This window comes from Streptomyces sp. NPDC051907, assembly GCF_040681075.1.
In the GTDB taxonomy this organism is placed as follows: Bacteria; Actinomycetota; Actinomycetes; order Streptomycetales; family Streptomycetaceae; genus Streptomyces.
Genome location: NZ_JBFAYB010000059.1, coordinates 27,584 through 48,405 on the forward strand (window position 1 = coordinate 27,584; position 20,822 = coordinate 48,405).

Annotated in this window: 13 protein-coding genes; 4 read left to right on the forward strand and 9 right to left on the reverse strand. The window is 70.8% G+C overall.

Annotated features, from left to right (window positions below; all coding sequences use genetic code 11):
- Positions 1–20 precede the first annotated feature (20 nt).
- Positions 21–4,997 (reverse strand): NAD-glutamate dehydrogenase, encoded by a 4,977-nt coding sequence (locus AB0M39_RS26765; protein ID WP_365368451.1) that lies wholly within the window; start codon positions 4,995–4,997, stop codon positions 21–23.
- Positions 4,998–5,444: 447 nt separating this feature from the next.
- Between AB0M39_RS26765 and AB0M39_RS26770 the strand changes: the two genes are divergently transcribed.
- Positions 5,445–6,011 carry a DJ-1/PfpI family protein gene (locus AB0M39_RS26770; protein WP_365368452.1) on the forward strand — a complete coding sequence of 189 codons (567 nt, stop codon included), beginning with the start codon at positions 5,445–5,447 and terminating at the stop codon, positions 6,009–6,011.
- A gap of 710 nt (positions 6,012–6,721) precedes the next feature.
- Here AB0M39_RS26770 and AB0M39_RS26775 read toward each other — a convergent pair.
- Entirely contained in the window at positions 6,722–7,396 is a 675-nt protein-coding gene (locus AB0M39_RS26775; protein WP_365368453.1) for an HAD hydrolase-like protein, read from the reverse strand.
- A 69-nt stretch (positions 7,397–7,465) separates the two neighbouring features.
- Entirely contained in the window at positions 7,466–7,972 is a 507-nt protein-coding gene (locus AB0M39_RS26780; RefSeq protein WP_365368454.1) for a hypothetical protein, read from the reverse strand.
- Positions 7,973–8,274: 302 nt separating this feature from the next.
- Between AB0M39_RS26780 and AB0M39_RS26785 the strand changes: the two genes are divergently transcribed.
- Entirely contained in the window at positions 8,275–8,697 is a 423-nt protein-coding gene (locus AB0M39_RS26785; RefSeq protein WP_365368455.1) for an Rv3235 family protein, read from the forward strand.
- Between the two features lie 163 nt (positions 8,698–8,860).
- Here the strand turns inward: AB0M39_RS26785 and secA are convergent, their stop codons facing one another.
- A complete protein-coding gene (secA, locus tag AB0M39_RS26790) occupies positions 8,861–11,680 on the reverse strand; it encodes a preprotein translocase subunit SecA (RefSeq protein WP_365368456.1) in 2,820 nt (939 codons plus the stop codon).
- Between the two features lie 251 nt (positions 11,681–11,931).
- Between secA and AB0M39_RS26795 the strand changes: the two genes are divergently transcribed.
- Both AB0M39_RS26795 and AB0M39_RS26800 read left to right on the forward strand, forming a co-directional pair.
- Entirely contained in the window at positions 11,932–12,507 is a 576-nt protein-coding gene (locus AB0M39_RS26795) for a GNAT family N-acetyltransferase (RefSeq protein ID WP_365368457.1), read from the forward strand.
- 162 nt (positions 12,508–12,669) lie between these two features.
- Positions 12,670–13,833: a crosslink repair DNA glycosylase YcaQ family protein gene (locus AB0M39_RS26800; protein WP_365368458.1), complete on the forward strand. Its 1,164-nt coding sequence runs from the start codon at positions 12,670–12,672 to the stop codon at positions 13,831–13,833.
- A 170-nt stretch (positions 13,834–14,003) separates the two neighbouring features.
- Here the strand turns inward: AB0M39_RS26800 and AB0M39_RS26805 are convergent, their stop codons facing one another.
- The 5 genes from AB0M39_RS26805 to mtrB all read right to left on the reverse strand — a co-directional run bounded on the left by AB0M39_RS26805 (position 14,004) and on the right by mtrB (position 20,821).
- Positions 14,004–14,756, reverse strand: a complete 753-nt coding sequence (locus AB0M39_RS26805; RefSeq protein ID WP_365368459.1) for a response regulator transcription factor — start codon at positions 14,754–14,756, stop codon at positions 14,004–14,006.
- Between the two features lie 202 nt (positions 14,757–14,958).
- Positions 14,959–15,648 carry a ribosome-associated translation inhibitor RaiA gene (raiA, locus tag AB0M39_RS26810; RefSeq protein ID WP_365368460.1) on the reverse strand — a complete coding sequence of 230 codons (690 nt, stop codon included), beginning with the start codon at positions 15,646–15,648 and terminating at the stop codon, positions 14,959–14,961.
- Positions 15,649–15,983: 335 nt separating this feature from the next.
- Positions 15,984–16,715: a ComF family protein gene (locus AB0M39_RS26815; protein ID WP_365368462.1), complete on the reverse strand. Its 732-nt coding sequence runs from the start codon at positions 16,713–16,715 to the stop codon at positions 15,984–15,986.
- A 259-nt stretch (positions 16,716–16,974) separates the two neighbouring features.
- Positions 16,975–18,726, reverse strand: a complete 1,752-nt coding sequence (locus tag AB0M39_RS26820; RefSeq protein WP_365368471.1) for an LpqB family beta-propeller domain-containing protein — start codon at positions 18,724–18,726, stop codon at positions 16,975–16,977.
- 94 nt (positions 18,727–18,820) lie between these two features.
- Positions 18,821–20,821, reverse strand: coding sequence for an MtrAB system histidine kinase MtrB (mtrB, locus tag AB0M39_RS26825; protein ID WP_365368463.1), 2,001 nt, complete (start codon positions 20,819–20,821; stop codon positions 18,821–18,823).
- Between the last annotated feature and the right edge of the window lies 1 nt (position 20,822).

A 20,822-nucleotide genomic window follows, 5' to 3' on the forward strand; every position in this document is an offset into this window, starting at 1 on the left:
GCGCTTCACGCGCCCCCGCGTCAGTTGTGCGTACGCAGCAGCTGACGCATCGTCCGCATCGCCACCGACAGGTTCGCCAGGTCGAACTGGTCCGAGCCCTGGATCTCCTCCAGCGTCGTGCGCGCACGGCCCAGGATCGCCGCGTTCTTCTGCTCCCACGCCTTGAACCGCTCCTCGGGCGTCGAGGAGCCGTTCCCGACCGACAGGACGTCCGCGGTCAGCGCCGCGTGCGCCGCGTACAGGTCCTCGCGGATCGAGGCGCGGGCCATCGACTGCCAGCGGTCGGCCCGCGGCAGCTCGATGATCCGGTCCATCAGCTGGGTGATCCGCAGCCGGTCGGCGAGGTCGTAGTACACCTCGGCGACCGCCATCGGCTCCTGGCCCGTACGGTCCGCGATGGCCACGATGTCGAGCGTCGGGAAGGCGGACGAGAAGCCGGCCACGCGCAGGGCGAGCTCCTCGGGGACGCCGACCGCGGTGAGCTCGTCGAGGATGTTCTGGTACCACTCCAGGTCCGCGCCGCGCAGCATCTTCGGCAGCTGCGACCAGACCTCCTCCACGCGCTCCGCGAAGAACTCGATGGTCTCCGCGAGCTCCAGCGGCTGCTGGCGGTTGCCGAGGAGCCAGCGGGTGCCGCGCTCGACCAGCCGGCGCGAGTGCAGCCGGATGCGGGTCTGGACGTCGGCCGCGACCTGGTTGTCCAGGGACTCGACGGCGTCCCAGACCGCGCCCAGGCCGAAGATCTCGCGCGCGGCGGTCTGCGCCCGCACGATCTCCTCGATCGACGCGCCGGTCTCCTCGCGCAGCCGGTGCAGGAAGGTCGAGCCGCCGGTGTTCACCGTGTCGTTGACCAGCACCGTCGTGACGATCTCCCGGCGCAGCGCGTGCCCGTCGATCGCCTCGGGGCAGCGCTCGCGCAGCTGCTGGGGGAAGTACGCGTGCAGCAGCCGGCGCAGATACGGGTCGTCCGGCAGCGAGGTCCCGATCAGCTCGTCCGCCACCGTGATCTTGGTGTAGGCGAGCAGCACGGCCAGCTCGGGCTGGCTGAGCCCCTTGCTCGCGTTGAGCAGCTCGCGGATCTGGCGGTCGTTGGGCAGGAACTCCAGCGCCCGGTCCAGCGCCCCGTCCCGGCCCAGCCGGCGCATGAAGCGCTGGTGGGCGTGGAGGAGGGAGGGCGACTGGGTCACGGCGTTGGTCAGGGCGACGTTCTGCGCGTAGTTGTTGCGCAGCACCAGGCTGCCGACCTCGTCGGTCATCTCGGCGAGCAGCTTGTTGCGCTGCTTGACGGTCAGATCGCCGTCCGAGACCAGGCCGTTGAGCAGGATCTTGATGTTCACCTCGTGGTCGGAGGTGTCCACGCCGGCGCTGTTGTCGATCGCGTCGGTGTTGATCTTGCCGCCGTGGCGGTCGAACTCGATGCGGCCGAGCTGGGTCAGGCCCAGGTTGCCGCCCTCGCCGACGATCTTGACCCGCAGGTCCTCGCCGTTGACGCGGATCGCGTCGTTGGCCTTGTCGCCGACGTCCGCGTTGGACTCGGTCGACGCCTTGACATAGGTACCGATGCCGCCGTTCCACAGCAGGTCGACCGGGGCCTTGAGGATCGCCTGCATCAGCTCGGCGGGCGTCAGCTTGGAGACGCCCTGCTCGATGCCGAGGGCCTCGCGCATATGCGCGTTGACCGGGATCGACTTGGCGGTACGGGGGTGGATCCCGCCGCCCGCGGACAGCAGGTCCTTGTCGTAGTCCGCCCAGGAGGAGCGGGGCAGCTCGAACAGCCGGCGGCGCTCGGTGTAGGAGACGGCGGCGTCGGGGCTCGGGTCGATGAAGATGTGCCGGTGGTCGAAGGCGGCGACCAGGCGGATGTGCTCGGAGAGCAGCATGCCGTTGCCGAACACGTCGCCGGACATGTCGCCGACGCCGACGACCGTGAAGTCCTGCGTCTGGCTGTCGTGGCCGAGCTCGCGGAAGTGCCGCTTGACGGACTCCCAGGCGCCGCGGGCCGTGATGCCCATCTTCTTGTGGTCGTACCCGGCGGAGCCGCCGGAGGCGAACGCGTCGCCGAGCCAGAAGTCGTACGCGATGGCGACCTCGTTGGCGATGTCCGAGAACGTCGCGGTGCCCTTGTCGGCGGCGACGACGAGGTAGGTGTCCTCCTCGTCGTGGCGCACGACGTCCGGCGGCGGGACGACCTCGCCCGCGATCATGTTGTCGGTGATGTCGAGCAGCGCCGAGATGAAGGTCTTGTAGCAGGCGATGCCCTCGGCCAGCCAGGCGTCGCGGTCCACGGACGGGTCCGGGAGCTGCTTGGCGACGAAGCCGCCCTTGGCGCCGACCGGCACGATCACCGTGTTCTTGACCATCTGCGCCTTGACCAGGCCCAGGATCTCCGTACGGAAGTCCTCGCGCCGGTCGGACCAGCGCAGACCGCCGCGCGCGACCTTGCCGAAGCGCAGATGCACGCCCTCGACGCGCGGGGAGTACACCCAGATCTCGAACGCCGGGCGGGGCGCGGGCAGGTCCGGGATGGCCTGCGGGTCGAACTTCATCGACACATAGCTGTGCCGGCCGCCGCTGGCCGCCTTCTCGCCCTTCTTCGGGTTCGCCGCGTCGGCGCTCTGGAAGAAGTTGGTGCGCAGCGTGGCCTTGATGACGGTGAGGAAGGAGCGCAGGATCCGGTCCTCGTCCAGCGAGGCCACCTGGTCGAGCGCGCCGTCGAGCTCCTCGAGCAGGCCGTCGATCAGCTCGGTGCCCGCGCGCTGGCGCTCGGGGGCCATCCGGGCCTCGAAGAGGGAGACCAGCAGCCGGGTGGTGTGGACGTTGTCGCGGAGGGTGTCCTCCATGTACTCCTGGCTGAAGGTGGAGCCGGCCTGGCGCAGGTACTTGGCGTAGGCGCGCAGCACCATCGCCTGCCGCCAGTTCAGACCGGCGCGCAGCACGAGGGAGTTGAAGCCGTCGTTCTCCGCCTCGCCGGTCCACACGGCGGCGAAGGCCTCCTGGAAGCGCTCGCGGGCGTCGTCGCCGAGGTAGTCGCCGCCGTTGCCGGTCGACAGCGGCATGCGCAGACCGAAGTCGTAGATCCAGGCGCTGGTGCGGTCGGAGGTGCGCAGCTCGTACGGACGCTCGTCGACGACCTCGACGCCCAGCCGGTTGAGCGCCGGCAGCACAGCGGAGAGGGAGACCTGCTCGCCGGTGCGGTAGATCTTGAAGCGGCGCTCGCCGGGGGCTGCGCCGACCGGCTCGTACAGCGAGAGCGAGAAGTCCTTGCCGCTGCCGGTCAGCCGGTCCAGATGCACCAGGTCGGCGACGGCGGCGCGCGGCGAGTGGTCGGCCTTGTAGCCCTCGGGGAAGGCGGCGCCGTAGGTGCGCAGCAGCTCGGCGGCGCGCTCCTCGCCGCACTCGGCGTTCAGCGCCTCGGCGAAGCCGTCGGCCCAGGAGCGGGCGGCGTCGACCAGCCGGGCCTCGATGCGGTCCTTGTCGGCGTCGGTCAGATGGGGCAGCTCGGTGCCGGAGGGGACGCGGATGACGAAGTGGAGGCGGGAGAGGATCGACTCCGTGTTCCACGCGGTGAAGTCGACGCTGGTGCCGCCGAGCTCCTCCTTGAGGATGCCGGTCAGACGCTCGCGGACGGTGGTGTTGAAGCGGTCGCGCGGCAGGTAGACGAGGGCGGAGTAGTAGCGCCCGTACTCGTCCTGGCGCAGGTAGAGCCGCAGCCGCCTGCGCTCCTGGAGGTACAGGACGCTCGTCACGATCGACCGGAGCTCGTCGACCGGCGTCTGGAACAGCTCGTCGCGCGGGTACGTCTCCAGGATCTGGAGCAGGTCGCGGCCGTCGTGGCTGTTGGGCGAGAAGCCGGCGCCCTGGAGCACCTCGGCGACCTTGCGGCGCACGACGGGCACGCGGCGCACGGACTCGGTGTACGCGGCGGACGAGAAGAGGCCGAGGAAGCGGCGCTCGCCGATGACGTTGCCCTGCTCGTCGAACTTCTTGACCCCGATGTAGTCGAGGTACGAGGGGCGGTGCACGGTGGCGCGGCTGTTGGCCTTCGTCAGGACGAGCAGCTTGTGCTCGCGGGCCTTGGCGCGGGCGTCGGCGGGCAGCCGGCTGAAGGACGGGCTGACCGGGTGGGTGTCGTCGGCGCTGTGCTGCGGGTCGGAGCGCAGGATGCCGAGGCCGGTGCCGGGGCGGGCGGCGAGCGCGTCGTTCTCGGTGAGCTCGTACTCCCGGTAGCCGAGGAAGGTGAAGTGGTCCGCGGCGAGCCAGCGCAGCAGCTCGCGCGCCTCCTCCACCTCCTGGTCGCGCAGGTCGTCGGCGGTCGGCTCGCTGGGCAGCTCCTCGGCGATGCGCAGCGCGGCGTCGCGCATCTTCTCCCAGTCCTCGACGGCCTCGCGGACGTCGGACAGCACCCGCAGCAGATCGGCGGTGATCTGCTTGAGGTCGGCCCGGTCGGTCTCGCGGTCGATCTCGACGTGGATCCAGGACTCGACGAGCGCGTCGTGCGGCAGCGACGAGGAGGGCTGGCCGTTCGCCTCGGCGGGCAGCACCTCGATCAGCTTGCCCGTCACATCGCGGCGGACGGTGACCTGCGGGTGGATCACGACGTGGATGCCGCGGCCCTGGCGGGAGAGCTCGTTGGTGACCGAGTCGACGAGGAAGGGCATGTCGTCGGTGACGACCTCGACCACGGAGTGGCTGCAGGTCCACCCGTTCTCTTCCACGGTCGGGGTGTGGACGCGCACGTTGGCGGTCCCCTGCGGGCGGCTCTCGGCGAGTCGGTAGTGGGAGAGTGCGGCGCCGAAGACGTCGACCGGGTCGCGGTCGGCGAGGTCCTCGGGGGCGGTGTGCAGGTAGTAGCGCTGGAGGTATGAGAGCAGGGTGTCCTGGTCAGGACGGTCCTGCTCGGCCCCAGTCGGAAGGTTCCCCCCGACCGGGCTGTTCTCAGCTACCCGGGCAGCCCGTGCGAGCAGCTCGGCCTTGGCTTCGTCCAGCTTGGTCTGCATGTCCTCTGGCTCCTGTCGCGCGCCGTTGCGTGACGTAGGTGAAAGAAGCGACGCAACGCCACGACGCGGGGTGTCCGGTCGGAGTCGACGCTATGCCGCGATGAGAGATGTCCGCGCCATAATCGGCCAATTTTGGCAGCCGGGCCGGAATGAGAAGATCAACGATCGCCCGGGCGCGGTGGCACTCCGGGCGCAGGCCGGGGGCTTCGCTGCCCCCACGGCGTATCGCGCTGATCACGGCACCAGGCTATCGTCCCGCCCCCCTAAACCGTCATGAGCTGTATGTGTACAAAAGCACGGCCGGAAGTTTGACACTCTGGACAGCGACACAGGCCCTCTTGGCAAAGAGCCTCCGTCGGTGCAGGTTAAAGGTGACGAACCGGTCACTGTCGGCACGGACCGTCGGCATGGCCGCCACAGTCGCACGCCCGACACCGGGAGCAAGCCATGACTACGAAGATCCTGATCGTCACCGGCGACGCCGCCGAGTCCCTTGAGGTCCTCTACCCGTACCAGCGGCTGCTGGAGGAAGGGTACGAGGTCGACATCGCGGCCCCTGCCCGCAAGAAGCTGCGCTTCGTGGTGCACGACTTCGAGCCGGGCTTCGACACGTACACCGAGAAGCCGGGCTACACCTGGCCCGCCGACCTGGCGTTCTCGGAGGTCGACCCGGGCCAGTACGCGGCGGTGGTCATCCCGGGCGGCCGGGCCCCGGAGTATCTGCGCAACGACCCGGAACTGCGCAAGATCTTGAAGTCCTTCTTCGACGCGGACAAGCCGGTGGCCCAGATCTGCCACGGCCCGCTGCTGACGGCGGCGATCGGCAGCCTGGAGGGCCGCCGCGTCACGTCCTATCCGGCGCTCGAACTGGACATGCAGGCGGCGGGTGCGAGCTTCCAGGACACGGAGGCGGTGGTGGACGGCACCCTGATCTCCTCCCGCGCCTGGCCGGACCACCCGGCCTGGATGCGAGAGTTCCTCAAACTCCTGAGGACGAAGGCACCGGTGACGTGAGGTAGGGGGTGGGGGGATGGGTAGCGGGGTTCGGGGGCCTGGGGACGGGGCCCGGGGCCCCTGGCAGGGGCAAAGGGGTACCCGGGGCCCCGGCAGGGCCTGGGGCGCGGCTACGACAACCTCCCGGGGGCCCGGGCGTGAGCGGCCCCGGACGCGGGTGCTGGGGGCGGCCACGCGGAGACGGCCCAACAGGGGGAAACGGGGTCCGGGGCGCGCAGCCCCCGGCTCGACGGCGGACCGCACCCGCCCGACGCGGGGCGCCGCTCCATAGCGCCCGCAGCAGGGCCCCGGGGCCCTGCTGGGCTGGGGTCGAGCCCCGCTGCTCGCGGGTGCGGGACGCGGCCACGCGGAGGCGGGGCCCGCAGGGGCGCAGGGGTCGCGGGGCCCCTGGCAGCTCCTGGGGCGCGGCCCCAGCAGCCGCCTGGCGCGCGGGTAGGGCGAGCTCCTGCCGGGGCCTTGGGGCGCGGGCGGCCTGGCAGGGCCTGGGGCCGACCCCGACAAGCGCCCTGGGCGTGAGCAGCCCCGGACGCGGGTGCCCGGCGCGGCCACGCAGACTAGGGGGCCCGCAGGGGCAAACGGGGTCCGGGGCGCAGCCCCCGTCGGGCGGCTGTTCGCACCCGCCCGACGCGGGTCGCCGCTTCGCAGCAGGCGCGGGGTCCGGGGCGGAGCCCCGGTTAAGGGAAGGGGCGGGGTGGGGAAGCAACCGCCCCCTACGCCACCAGCTCCGCCGCCACCTCCACCGCCTCCGCCAAGCTGTCCACCACCGGCGCCCCCACCCCCGCCGACTCAAGACTCGCTCTGCTGTGCGACCCGCCGGTGTACAGCACCGCCCGCGCCCCCACATGCGCCGCCGCCACCGCGTCGTCCGCCGCGTCGCCGATGACCACCGTGCGGTACGGGTCCACCCCGACCTCGGTCAGCGCCGCCAGATGCCGCTCCATGTGCAGCGCCTTCGTGCCGCCCGACGGCCCGGTACGCCCGTCGACCCGTATGAAGTGCTCCTCGATGCCGTACCCCCGCACGACCGGCACCAGCTGCTCATGGCCGTACATGCTCAGCAGCGACTGGCTGCGCCCCGCCAGCCCCCACTGCCGCAGCAGCTCCTCCACGCCCTCGGTCAGCCCGCAGCCGATCCGGTGCTCGCTGTAGTGCCGGTGGAAGGCCTCGTCCATGACCTCCCACTCCGCGTCCGACGGCAGCCGCCCCATCAGCCGTTCGTAGAAGCGCGGAATTGGTATGCAGTACAACTCTCGATAGCGCTCCAGCGTGATCGGCTCCAGACCGATCTCCGCGAACGCCGCGTTCGTCGCCCCGATGACCGCCTTGCTGTCATCGAGGAGTGTGCCGTTCCAGTCCCAGACCAGGTGCCCGTTGTGCTTCCCCATACCGAAAACGGTACCGGGCGCCTCTGACAACGGGCCTCTCCGCCGGAGAACGGCCCTCGCAGGACCGCCTCAGCCCAGCAGGTTCGGGATCTCCTGCACCCCGTACCAGAGCAGCTCGTGGTCGTCCGCCCCGTCCACCGTGAACTGCGCGTCGTCGTCGCCCTGGTCCGCCGCCCCCAGCGCCTCCGCCGCCGCGGCCACGTCCGCCACCGCGTCGTCGGCGTCCACATGCACCGCCGCCGCCTTGGCCAGCGGGACCGCGGACGCGATCCGCACCTCGCCGAGCGCGCTCGCGACGAGCGCCCCGTCGGGATCGGCGACCGCGTCCTGGTCGGGCACGTCCACGGCGACGACGACCCGTCGCCGCGCCGTCTCGGGCGCCCCGGCCAGCAGCCGCAGCGATCCCGCGGCGGCCCGGCTCAGAGCCGCGTACTCGAGCTCCTCGATGTCGTCGGAGACGTACCACTCGCGCAGCCCGGGCGTGACGGCGTAGGCGGTCAGCGGGCCCGGGCCCAGCTCGCCCGCCTTGTGCGCCTCTGCGAGACCGGGAAGGGTCAGGGGGACGTAGACGCGCATTGGCTGGCCGCTTTCGTAGTCGGGAGACGCCCTCAGGATACGTGGGACGTCCCCCTTCGGGGTGCCCCTCCCAGCTCGCGCACCGTCCACCTCGCGCGCCCTGCGCGTCCGCCTCGCCGGCGGCTCCACCAGCCCAGATCCGCCCGTCGATGTACCCCGATCACCCAGATAGGCGATCTTCCCGGCCGCCCGCGCTTCCGCCCGCGCTCATTGCGGCCGCCCAGCCCGCCCCCGTAGAAGAATCACCAACGAAGTTACCGCCCGGTATCCACTCCGGGCCCGGCACGACGGGGGCGATCTCGATGGACAGGACCCGGCCCGCAGGACGACGCGACCAGCGCCGGCCCGCCGCGGTGGCGGCATCGGCGATGGCGCGTGCACGGCGACATCACAAGCCGCACTACTGGTTCGCCGACCGCCTGCTCGCGGTGCTCAGCGGCCAGCGCCCGGTCCACTGGATGCTCGGCCACACCATCGGCGAGGCGTACGAGCAGCTGGTACGGCTCGCCCCTGGCGCGCCGCTGCGCCCGGCGGACCGGGTGACGCCTGTGGTCCGCCACTGCGGCGAGTACCACCCGGGCCCGGGCGTGATCGAGGCCTTCGCCCGTATCGGCTCGGGCGACCGGGTCAGCGCGATGGCGTTCCGCCTGGAGCAGGGCGCGGACCAGCGCTGGCGCTGCGCGGCCGTGGAACTGGGCGGCGAGCGCGTCCCAGCGGCCCGCTAGGGCGCGAGCGGGCGGCCGGCGGGCGTGCGCACAGACGACGGCCGGGGCCGGACACCTATAGCGGTGTCCGGCCCCGGCCGTCGGCTATCGAGCCTCTATAGAGCTGTCGAGCGTCGTCCATAGAGCCTGTAGAGCTATGGAGCGAGGAGCGCGAGCTCAGGCGCTACTTCTTGCGGCGCCGCCCACCGCCCTTCTGCGCCTTGCGGCGCTCCGCACGCGTCATCCCGTCCGTCTCCGAGCGGGCCGGCCCGTCGCCGTTGTCGAAGTCGCCCTCGACGACGCCGCCCTCGCCGTCCACCGTGGGCGCCGAGAAGTGCAGCCGGTCCGGACGCTGCGGGGCGTCGAGCCCCTTGGCGCGGATCTCCGGGCGCGAGGCGCCGGCCGGCACCGCGTCCTCCTTCGACAGCGAGGGGCGCTCCGCCGCGTCCTGCACCGGAACCTCCTCGACCTGCTGCTCGACCTGGACCTCCAGGTTGAACAGGTAGCCGACGGACTCCTCCTTGATGCCCTCCATCATGGCGGTGAACATGTCGAAGCCCTCGCGCTGGTACTCCACGAGCGGGTCCTTCTGGGCCATCGCGCGCAGGCCGATGCCCTCCTGGAGGTAGTCCATCTCGTAGAGGTGCTCGCGCCACTTGCGGTCCAGGACGGACAGCACCACGCGCCGCTCCAGCTCGCGCATGATGTCCGAGCCGAGCGTCTTCTCACGCTCGTCGTACTGCTCGTGGATGTCGTCCTTGATGGTCTCGCCGATGAACTCCGCGGTGATCCCGGCGCGGTCGCCGGCCGCCTCCTCCAGCTCCTCGACGGTGGCCTTCACCGGGTAGAGCTGCTTGAACGCGCCCCACAGCCGGTCCAGGTCCCACTCCTCGGCGAAGCCCTCGACGGTCTCCGCCTGGATGTAGGCGTCGATCGTGTCGTCCATGAAGTGGCGCACCTGCTCGTGCAGGTCCTCGCCCTCCAGAACGCGGCGGCGCTCGCCATAGATGACCTCGCGCTGACGGTTGAGGACCTCGTCGTACTTCAGGACGTTCTTACGCGTCTCGAAGTTCTGCTGCTCGACCTGCGACTGGGCCGACGCGATCGCGCGCGTGACCATCTTGTTCTCGATCGGCACGTCGTCCGGCACGTTCGCCATGGACATCACGCGCTCGACCATCTGCGCCTTGAACAGACGCATCAGGTCGTCGCCGAGCGACAGGTAGAAGCGGGACTCGCCCGGGTCGCCCTGACGGCCGGAACGACCGCGCAGCTGGTTGTCGATACGGCGCGACTCGTGGCGCTCGGTGCCCAGGACGTACAGCCCGCCGAGGTCCTTGACCTCGTCGTGCTCGGCCTTGACGGCCGCCTCGGCGCGCTCCAGCGCCGCGGGCAGGGCCGCGGCCCACTCCTCGACGTGCTCGACGGGGTCCATGCCGCGCTGGCGCAGCTCCGCCTCGGCGAGGTCGTCGGGGTTGCCGCCGAGCTTGATGTCCGTACCGCGGCCGGCCATGTTCGTGGCGACGGTCACGGCGCCCTTGCGGCCTGCCTGGGCGACGATCGTCGCCTCACGGTCGTGCTGCTTGGCGTTGAGGACCTCGTGCTGCACGCCGCGCTTGTTCAGCTGCTGCGAGAGGTACTCGGACTTCTCGACCGAGGTGGTGCCGACCAGGATCGGCTGCCCCTTCTCGTGCTTCTCCACGATGTCGTCGACGACCGCGGCGAACTTGGCGACCTCGGTGCGGTAGATCAGGTCGGACTGGTCCATGCGGACCATCGGCCGGTTCGTCGGGATCGGCACGACGCCGAGCTTGTAGATCTGGTGGAACTCGGCGGCCTCCGTCATGGCCGTACCGGTCATTCCGGACAGCTTGCCGTAGAGGCGGAAGAAGTTCTGCAGGGTGATCGTGGCGAGGGTCTGGTTCTCGTCCTTGATGTCCACCCCTTCCTTCGCCTCGATCGCCTGGTGCATGCCCTCGTTGTAGCGGCGACCGGCGAGGATACGGCCGGTGTGCTCGTCGACGATCATGACCTCGCCGTCGATGACGACGTAGTCCTTGTCCTTCTTGAACAGTTCCTTCGCCTTGATGGCGTTGTTCAGATAGCCGACGAGGGGCGTGTTGACCGACTCGTAGAGGTTGTCGATGCCCAGCCAGTCCTCGACCTTGGCGACGCCCGTCTCGTGGATGGCGACGGTGCGCTTCTTCTCGTCGACCTCGTAGTCGCCGGTCTCCTCGATGCCCTTCAGCTGGTTGCCCGCCTCGCCCTTCGTGAGGCGCGTGACCAGCTTGGCGAAGTCGCCGTACCACTTGGTGGCCTGGTCGGCGGGGCCGGAGATGATCAGCGGCGTACGGGCCTCGTCGACGAGGATCGAGTCGACCTCGTCGACGATCGCGAAGTTGTGGCCGCGCTGGACGAGCTCGTCCTTGGACCACGCCATGTTGTCGCGGAGGTAGTCGAAGCCGAACTCGTTGTTCGTGCCGTAGGTGATGTCGCAGTTGTACTGCTCGCGCCGCTGGGCGGGCGTCATATTGGCGAGGATGCAGCCGACGTCCAGGCCCAGGAACTTGTGGACGCGTCCCATCATCTCGGAGTCGCGCTCGGCGAGGTAGTCGTTCACCGTGATCAGGTGCACGCCCTTGCCCGAGAGCGCGTTGAGGTACGCGGGGAGGGTGCCGACGAGGGTCTTGCCCTCGCCGGTCTTCATCTCGGCGACGAATCCGAGGTGCAGGGCGGCGCCGCCCATCATCTGGACGTCGTAGTGGCGCTGGCCGAGGACGCGCTTGGCGGCCTCGCGGACCGTCGCGAAGGCTTCGGGGAGCAGGTCGTCCAGGGTCTCACCGTCGGCGAAGCGCTGCTTGTACTCATCGGTGAGCGCCCGCAGGTCGGCGTCGGAGAGGTTGACGAAGTCCTCTTCGATGGAGTTGACCTGGTCCGCGATGCGGTGCAGTTTGCGCAGGATCTTGCCTTCGCCTGCACGCATGAGCTTGTTGAAGACGGACACTGAGGTTGGTCTCCTTGCCGATCGGGCCTGGCACTGGGTCGTGTAACGGACACTGGCGCGGGCACGGCAGGTAGGCCCCACCGCAACGGCCATCGTAAGCGAGGACCCTGCCGCGCCGGGAGGTCCACCGGAGGTCCGCCGTCACAGAGGCCTGCCGTCACCCGCAAGGAGAACGCGCGGGACACGCGGAAGGTGCCGGTGAGGTACGAAAAGTGCTCGCGCCGGCCCGCCCCGCTGGCCAGAATCCGGGGATGGAGCCCATCACTCTCACCACCCGACGCCTGCTGCTGCGCAGCTTCACGACCGACGACACGGAGGCCGTGCTCCAGGCTTGTCAGGACCCGGACATCCAGCGGTGGACCACGGTCCCCTCGCCGTACGAACGCGCTCACGCGGCCGAGTTCACCGAGCGCATGGTCCCGGACGGCTGGCGCAACGGCACGATGTGCACCTTCGCGGTGCTGCCGCGCGAGGGCGGGACGCTGATGGCCTCGGTGGCCGTCACCCTCCGTACCCTCTCGGGCACGTGGGAGATCGGGTTCTGGACGGGCAAGGAGCACCGGGGCCGCGGGGTCATGGCGGAGACGGTGGGCGCGGTGGCCCACTGGGCCTTCGCCCGGCTCGGCGCCACGCGGCTGGAGTGGCGGGCCGAGGTGGGCAACACCGGCTCCAGGGCCGTCGCGGAGAAGACGGGCTTCACGATCGAGGGCGAGCTGCGGGCCGCCCTGCTCAACAAGGACACGCTCCGCGACGCCTGGGTGGGCTCGCTGCTCCCGTCTGACCTGGGCCTGCCGAGCCCCTACGCGTACCTCCCGACGCGGGGCTGAGGCGGCCGCGCTTTCGGGGGTCGAGGGGTCCGGGGCGTGCGTCCCCCGGCGGCGGGGTGCACCGGGGCGGGGGTCCGGGGCGAGGGGACTGCGGGACGGGGTCCGAGGCGGTGCCCGGGAGACCCGGCCGGACTGTCAGTGGCGGCGTCTATCGTGCGAAGCATGACGACGCTGCCGCCTCCCGCCGCCGAACTGTCCGCCGACGAAGCCCGCCGCATAGCGCTGCGCGCCCAGGGATTCCTCGGCGCGCCGAACCGGCGGGCCGGGGTCCGGGGCGTCCTGCGCCACCTCGGCGCCGTGCAGCTCGACACGATCTCCGTGCTGGCTCGCTCGCACGAGCTGATCCCGTACGCCCGCCTCGGCGCCGTCGGCCGCCGCACCGTCGAGGACGCGTACTGGACGGAGGGCCACAGCTTCGAGTACTGGTCGCACGCCGCCTGCATCCTGCCCGTCGAGGAGTGGCCGCACTTCGCCTTCCGCCGCCGCGCCTACCGCACCCGCCCGCAGTGGTACCACGACCTCCCGGACGGCGCGTACAACGCGGTCATCAAGCAGCTGCGCGCGGAAGGCCCGCTGACGGCGACCGAGTTGGGCGGCGCGAAGAACGGCGGCGAGTGGTGGGACTGGTCGGAGTCGAAGGTCGCCGTCGAGCGCGCGCTGATGAACGGAGAGGTGGTGTGCACGGAGCGACGCAGCTGGAAGCGGGTGTACGACCTGGCCGAGCGCGCGATCCCGGACGCCGTCCTCCACGACGACCTGGACGACGCGGAGTGCCTGCGCCGTCTGGTCCGGCTGGCCGGGGAGGCCCTCGGGGTCGGCACCCGGGCGGACATCGCCGACTACCACCGTCTCAAGGGCGAGCAGTTCGACGCGGTGGCGGCGGACTCCGGCCTGGTGCCGGTCACGGTCGAGGGCTGGGCCAAGCCGGCTTGGGCCGATCCGCAGGCGCTCGCCTCCGAGCCGCGCGGCCGGCACCGCACCACGCTGCTGTCGCCGTTCGACTCCCTCATCTGGGAGCGGGCCCGCACCGAGCGGATCTTCGGCTTCACGCACCGCCTCGAGGCGTACGTCCCCAAGCCGAAGCGCGTGTACGGCTATTTCGCGATGCCCCTGCTGTCGGGCGGAAAGCTGCTGGGCCGCGTCGACCCGGGCCGCGAGGGGACGACTCTGGTGGCGCGCCAGGTGTCGCTGGAGACGCCCAAGGCGGTCGCGCCCATGGCGCAGGCCCTGCGCGAGGCGGCGGAGTGGGTGGGCTGCGACTCCGTACGGATCGAACGCGTCGACCGCCCCGAGCTGACCGCGGAGCTCGCCCGAGCGGTCGCCTGACCGGCGAACGGCTGGCCGACCGCCGCGAGCCGACGCTCCCGCAGCCTCGGCGCTTGTCGGCGCTTGTCGGGGTCGCCGCTCCGGGGTGCTTCCGCGCTCCTCGGTGTTTGTCGGCGCTGGTCGTGCTCCGGGGTGCTTGTCGGCACTCCTCGGCGCTGCGGCGCGCGCCGCTAGCGGATCTCGAGGATCTTCTCCCGCATCGCGTAGACCACGGCCTCCATCCTGGAGTGCAGCTGCAGCTTCTCCAGGATGTTGCGGACGTGGTTCTTCACGGTGTTCTCGGAGATGAACAACTCCTTGGCGATGTCCCGGTTGTTCATGCCCGTGGCAACGAGCTTGAGCACCTCGAGCTCCCGGTCGGTCAGCCGAGGAGCGGGGACGAGTCTGCGCTCGTCGGTGCGCTGGATCATCGACTTGAACTCGGTCAGGAGCTTCGACGCCATGGAGGGGCTGATCTGCGACTGGCCGTCCGCCACCGCTCGGATCGCCGTGGCGACCTCGTCCGTGGAGATCTCCTTGAGGAGATAGCCCGTGGCGCCCGCCTTGATCGCGTCGTAGAGGTCGGCCTCCTCGTCGCTGATCGTCAGCATGATGATCTTCGCGCTGGGGGCCACCTCCTTGATGGAGGTGCAGGCTTCGATGCCGCCGCGCTTGGGCATGCGTACATCCATCAGCACGATGTCCGGCAGCAGATCGGCGGCCTTGTCGACGGCCTCCGCGCCGTCGCCGGCCTCGCCGACCACCTGGATGTCCTCCTCCTGGGCGAGGACGATCTCCAGACCTCTCCGGAAGAGGGCGTGGTCGTCCACGACGAGGACCCTGATCGGCTCCTTGCGGGACCCGCCCGTATCCGCGGTGGCGTCGACGACTGCGCTCTCGGAATCGCTCACGTCGCCGTGCACCGGTCCGAAGCTGTCCGCCATCGTTCCTCCCCCTGAAAGCCGTGGCCTGAAGATCATGTGTATCCGCTCCGCCAACATCAGTGCACAGCGCACGGGTTGGCTTGCGGCTCCATGCTTTCATGCCGGGACGACAGAGCGGTGACCCTGTGGTCGCACGATGGTGCCCCTGGGGGCGCACGAGGCGCTCCAGGGGCACCGTCTTCTCGTCAGTCCGCCGACGGGGTCATCCGCCGAGCGCGCCTCCCGCGCCAGCCCCCTCGGACCCGGCCAGCGGGTCGCTCTCCAGGTGGATGACGCCGTAGTCGTAGGCGTGTCGTCGGTAGACGACACTGGGCTGCTTCGTCTCGGAGTCGACGAAGAGGTAGAAGTCGTGCCCGACCAGCTCCATCTCGTAGAGCGCCTGGTCGAGCGTCATCGGTGCTGCGGTGTGGACCTTCTCGCGAACCACCAGCGGTCCCTCGCCCTGTACTTCGAGCGAGCCGATCCGGGTGGTGGGAATCGTTGCGGGCGTCTCTTCGGAGACGGGTCGGCCGTTCGCGTTCAACTCGGCGACGCCGGGAACGACATCGGCCACCTCTGCCGCTGAAATGCGGCCACTGCCACGACGGTTGTGGCGCTTGTCGTGCTGCTTGCGCAGCCGCGCCTCGAGCTTGCCCGTAGCGAGGTCAAGCGCTGCGTACGGGTCGCCGGCCGCGGCCTCCGCCCGGATCACCGGGCCTCGGGAGTGAAGTGTGATCTCCACGCGGTCGGAACGGTCGGCCTGCCGCGGGTTGTGCTCCTTGGACACCTCGACGTCCAGGCTGATCACCTTGCCGTCGAGCTTCTGGATCTTGTCCAGCTTCAGCTTCTCGGCCACGTGCTTGCGGAACCGCTCAGGCACCTCGGTCTTGCGGCCCTTGACGACGATGTCCACGCAGAACTCCGTTCCCGGATGGGCTCCACCCGCTCACTGGCGGCGGAGCGTCTCCCACTTGCACCAGACTCCGGTGATCACCGGAGTCTCGGACTTGGCGACTTTCACCTCCTCCTCCCCAGTCGACAAGATCCCCACCCCCACCAACTTCGAGGTTCTCTCAGCGCCGAATCCATGGCCTGGAACCCCGGCGGTGCATTCGGTGAGGCACGACATTCGCCATTCCTCACAACCGAACATAGCTCGATCGGACGGATGTCGGCACCCGCTACCAGCGCGTACCTCCGTTCAGACGAATTTCCCTCCTCACTACCTGCAACGTCGCAAGTACCCTGTCAGTTCCGATTCATTTCGAAAGATTGCGGTGGGACTGCGACAACGGCAGCGCCCAGCTGTAGGAATCCGGAAAACCCCCGGCCTGCCCCCGCACGCAACGCCCTGGCCGCCTCGACCAGAGACGCCCCGGTCGTCATCAGATCGTCCACCAGGACTGCCCTGCCGCCCTCCAGCAGCCGTTCAGCACCTGCCCGCACCTCCAGTGCCCCGGCCAGGTTCGCCACCCTCAGCCGGGCGCTGAGGCCCGACTGGTCCGCCACCGCTCGCCGCTGCCGCAGCACCGGCAGCGCCCTCGCCTCCGTCCCCGTACGCCGCAGCTCGCCCGCCGCCGCGAGCGCGATCCGCCGCGCGGCGTCGTGCCCCCTCGCCCTGACCGCCCGCCGAGCCGACGGCACCGGCACGAGCAGCAGCGGCCCCTCGCCCCGCTCCGGACCGGCCCGGAGCACCGTCGCCCGAACGGCGCCCGCGAGCGCGCTCCCCAGCGGCCTGGCCAGCCCCAGTACACCCCGCTCCTTGTGCGCCAGCAGCACGGCCCGTACCGCGTCCTCGTACGGCGCGGCGGCGTACACCGCCGGCAGCCCCGGCGGCTCCGGCACGGGCCTGGCCCGCCGCGCCGCCGTCCCGTGCAGCGCGTCCGCGCACTCCTCGCACAGCGGCGTACGAGGCGTGCCACAGCCGCCGCAGGCGACCGGGAGCACGAGCCCGGTGATTTCGTGCCACCACCCCCGCATGACCACCACTGTGCCAACGCGGGGAGAGCCCCGCCACTCCTGTGGACAACCGCGAGATCGCCGGGATGGCCGCGGCCCCGCAGCGCAGGCAGAACCGGGGGGAATGGGGGAGCTGGGGAATGGGGGAGCTGAGGAGAAGGCTCTCGGCCTGTGCGGCCGTACGGGTTACCCGGGACAGGGCGGTCGGGGCAGGCCGGTGTCAGGGCAGGCCGATGGGGCAGGCCGCCCTGACCGGCAGGTGTCAGGGCAGGCCTGGGACCTAGCCGGGGTAGACCGGGGCCGAGCCCTTCTTGACCAGGGTCTGCCAGTTCGCCCCGGCGGGCAGCCGCACGATGCCGTCCTCCTCGGAGTACGCCACCAGCGGCCGCGCCTCGTCGCCCGTCGCCGTGACCGCCTTGACCTGGGTCAGTCCCGGCAGGATGCTCGCCGGGAGGCTGGACCCGTCCGTCTGCATGTACCGCACCTGCTGGACGCCGCCGGACTCCTTGCCGACGACCACGAGCTTGCTGGGACCGGCCCAGGAGACCGCCGTCACCGTCTCCATCTGCGGCGCGGCGGGCCGCAGCTCCGCGACGGAGACCACGGGCTCGTCCTTGGGGCCCTGGCGCTCCACCCGGCCGATCTTCAGCGTGGTCTTGCCGTCCTTGGCCAGCAGCAGCGCTATGCGCGAGCCGTCCGCCGACACCTTCAGCGCGTCGATGTGCGCGCCGTCCAGCCCCGGAATGATCTTGACGTTCTGCGGTGCTCCCACGCCGTCCTCCAGGCGCAGCAGGGCGGGATGCGCGGGGTCGCGGTCCGCCACCCATAGATCGCCCTGGCCGTCCCAGCTCGGCGCCGAGAGCCGGTGGGCAGGGTCCTTGCCCTTGCTCTCGACGACCGCGTCGCCCAGCTCGCCGTCCGAGATGATCGACGACACGAAGAGCTTGGAGGCGTCCTTGGAGACCGCGGCCGCCGTGCGCTCGTCGCGTGCCACACCGACCGCGCTCAGCTGCAGCTGGCCGTTGCCGAACGGCCCCGGCACGTTCTCCGGCTCGTCGATGTCCTTCGCGGCGCCCGGCAGCGTCGCCAACTGGCCCCTGCTGTCGACGAAGTACTGGTTGTTCGGGCTGCTCGAGCGGTCCGGCGCGAACTCCTCCGCCTGCCCCCCGTTGAGCACGCACAGCTGCGAGCCGTCCTTGCGCTGCACCTCCACCTGCTCGACGCGGGTGGACGTCACGTCCTTCACGGTGAAGAGGATCTGCGCCGCCATCTTGATGCACTGAGGGCGGCCCACGTTGGACGCCTTGTCGTTCAGCGGCACCTTCAACGCGTTGCGGTCGTCGAAGGTCAGCGTCTTCACGCCCTCCTTCAGCGCCGTGCCCGTGGGGAAGGGCGACTCGACGACCGGCTTCAGCCAGTTCGTCGGGCCTTCGAGCAACGACTTGACCGACTGCGTCACCGGGTCCATGCGGGTCACCGGGTCGAGCCGCTGCCGGATGTAGACGGGGTCGGCGACGACCACGCTCCGCCCGGACGCGAAGTAGTACTTGTTCACCGAGACGTAGCTGCGCTGGAAGTCGGACACGCCGAGCACCAGCCCGGGCGGCAGGTTGTCGATGCGCCACTCCTTGCCGTCCGGACCGTTCTGCTGCGACAGATGGATGGTCCTGCGGTAGTCCGTGGGCGTGACCGGCTGGTACGCCTGCTGGTTGTCGACCGTGGCGACCTGCTTGCCGAAGAGCGGGTAGTCGATGCCGGGATTGTCGCGTCCGCCGGTCACGGCCTGCCCGGAGCTCGGCGCGGCCTCGAGCACCGTGGTGCTGGCCTCCGGACGCCACTTCTGCGAGGTCTCGGGCGTCAGATACGTACGCGCGGTGGCGAAGTTGGCGTCGTCGCTGGTCATCGCCTCCAGGAAGCCGTCGACGATCTCGACGGGAGTGGCGCCCTTCCGCGGCGGCACCGCGTACACCCGCACCTGGGAGTCCGCCCGCGGGGACGCCTTCACCGCGTGGATGTCTCCGCTGTCCGGCATCGACGCGCACCCGGTCAGCACCACGGCGGTGCAGCCGAGCAGCGCGACGCCGCGCAGCACGCCTTTTCGGCCGTCGCGATCCTTGCGACGGGGATCAGCGCCCACGAGTCGTGTCCTCCCGGTCAGAAGAAAGCTGCGCTGCGGCGCCGACGTCCTGCCGCTCGGCCGGCCGCGACACCACCCGCGCGCCGTTGCCCGGCAGGGCCGCCGGGTCCACCCCGGCCGGCGCCGTGCGCGGCGCCACAGGGAGGGGCGACCGGTCGGTCGACGGCTGCGAGGGCACGGACGACAGCCGGTTCCCGTGCCCCTGCGGAACGGGCGCCTCGGCGCGCTCACGGCCCTTGCGCGAGTCCTCCGGCTCCAGGGGGATCGGCGAGCCGCGCAGCGGCTCGTCCGCCGTACGCGGCAGGGTCAGCCGGAACTGCGAGCCCCCGCCGGGCTCGCCCCACGCCTGCAGCCATCCGCCGTGCAGCCGGGCGTCCTCCACCGCGATGGACAGGCCGAGGCCGGTACCGCCGGTGGTACGGGCGCGCGCCGGGTCGGCCCGCCAGAAGCGGTTGAACACCCGGGTCGCCTCGCCCGGCTTGAGTCCCACGCCGTAGTCGCGCACCGCGACCGCGACGGCTCCGCCGGCCACGGCCATGCGGACCACCACGTCCCGGCCCTCGCCGTGCTCGACGGCGTTGACGACGAGGTTGCGCAGAATGCGCTCCACCCGCCGGGCGTCGGCCTCCGCCACGACCGGCTGCTCGTCGCCCATCACGCGTATCCGGCTGCCCTTGCGCTCGGCCAGCGGCTCGGCCCCGCCGATCACCCGCCGTACGACCTCGCGCAGGTCTATCGCGTCGGCCTCCAGCGCCGCCGCCCCCGCGTCGAAGCGGCTGATCTCCAGCAGGTCGGAGAGCAGCGACTCGAAACGGTCGAGCTGGTCGCCGAGAAGCTCCGCGGACCGCGCCGTGACCGGGTCGAAGTCCACGCGCGCCTCATGGATGACGTCCGCGGCCATCCGCACCGTCGTCAGGGGCGTGCGCAGCTCGTGCGAGACGTCCGAGACGAACCGCCGCTGCATCCGGGAGAGCTCCTCGAGCTGCTGGATCTTGAGCTGGAGGTTCTGCGCCATCTTGTTGAAGGCCTCGCCGAGTCGGGCGATGTCGTCCTCGCCGGTGACCTTCATCCGCTCCTGCAGGCGGCCCGCGGAGAGCCGTTCGGCGATGCCGGCGGCCATCCGCACCGGGGTGACGATCTGCCGCACCACGAGCCAGGCGATGGCCCCCAGCAGGACCACGACGAAGAGGCCGGCCGTGGCGAGGGTTCCCTTGACCAAGTTGAGCGACTGCTCCTCCTGGGCCAGCGGGAAGACGTAGTAGAGCTCGTACGGATTGCCCTCGATGTCGTTCAGCCGCTTGCCCACGACCAAGCCGGGCTCGGGATCGTGCTCCTCGTTCTTGTACGAGATCCGCATGTACGTCTCGAACGTGCCCGTCCCCTGGGCCACGGCCTGACGCAGCGACTTCGGGATGCTCTCGTGGTCCACGCCGCCCGAGGTCCGGGGTCCGCGGCTGGAGCCCATGCCCGCGGAGTCGGCGCTCAGCGCCACCACCTTGAACGCGCCCTGGCCACCACTGGCCAGCTGTTCCACCAGGTCAGACCGCCAGGGGCGGCCGGCGCCCGTGCCATCGGCGGCGCCGTCCTGGCCGCGTGGGCCGACCGGCGCGTTCGCCTTCTCCTGCGCCGCGGCGAAACCGCCGGCGGCCTGGCTCTGAGCGGCCTTGCCCTTGGCGTCGAGAAGACCGTTGCGCACCTGTCCGATGACCACGAAGCCGAGCAGCAGCACCACGCCCAGCGACATCAGCAGCGTGCCCGCGACCACCCTGAGCTGGATGTTGCGCCGCCACAGCCGCACTGCGGGCAGCAGCGGCCGGCGCACCCAGCGCATGACCAGCCGAGGCACCGGATTGCCCGGCGCCCCGTCCTGGAGCAGCCGTCCGCCCTGGAGCAGACGGCCGAATCGCGAGCGCTCACGCCCCGGTCCGGCAGCCCGCCCCGTACGGACTCCCGGCTCCCCGGGCTTCGGAGCAACGCTGCCTTGAGACATC

Excerpts from the sequence above, each read along its gene's own strand:
- AB0M39_RS26815 (WP_365368462.1), bottom strand. The coding sequence starts at position 16,715 with ATGCGGGGGTGGTGGCACGAAATCACCGGGCTCGTGCTCCCGGTCGCC.
- AB0M39_RS26805 (WP_365368459.1), bottom strand. The coding sequence starts at position 14,756 with ATGGCGGACAGCTTCGGACCGGTGCACGGCGACGTGAGCGATTCCGAG.
- AB0M39_RS26770 (WP_365368452.1), top strand. The coding sequence starts at position 5,445 with ATGACTACGAAGATCCTGATCGTCACCGGCGACGCCGCCGAGTCCCTT.
- mtrB (WP_365368463.1), bottom strand. The coding sequence starts at position 20,821 with ATGTCTCAAGGCAGCGTTGCTCCGAAGCCCGGGGAGCCGGGAGTCCGT.
- AB0M39_RS26775 (WP_365368453.1), bottom strand. The coding sequence starts at position 7,396 with ATGGGGAAGCACAACGGGCACCTGGTCTGGGACTGGAACGGCACACTC.
- AB0M39_RS26765 (WP_365368451.1), bottom strand. The coding sequence starts at position 4,997 with ATGCAGACCAAGCTGGACGAAGCCAAGGCCGAGCTGCTCGCACGGGCT.
- AB0M39_RS26820 (WP_365368471.1), bottom strand. The coding sequence starts at position 18,726 with ATGCCGGACAGCGGAGACATCCACGCGGTGAAGGCGTCCCCGCGGGCG.
- AB0M39_RS26795 (WP_365368457.1), top strand. The coding sequence starts at position 11,932 with ATGGAGCCCATCACTCTCACCACCCGACGCCTGCTGCTGCGCAGCTTC.
- AB0M39_RS26785 (WP_365368455.1), top strand. The coding sequence starts at position 8,275 with ATGGACAGGACCCGGCCCGCAGGACGACGCGACCAGCGCCGGCCCGCC.
- AB0M39_RS26800 (WP_365368458.1), top strand. The coding sequence starts at position 12,670 with ATGACGACGCTGCCGCCTCCCGCCGCCGAACTGTCCGCCGACGAAGCC.
- AB0M39_RS26780 (WP_365368454.1), bottom strand. The coding sequence starts at position 7,972 with ATGCGCGTCTACGTCCCCCTGACCCTTCCCGGTCTCGCAGAGGCGCAC.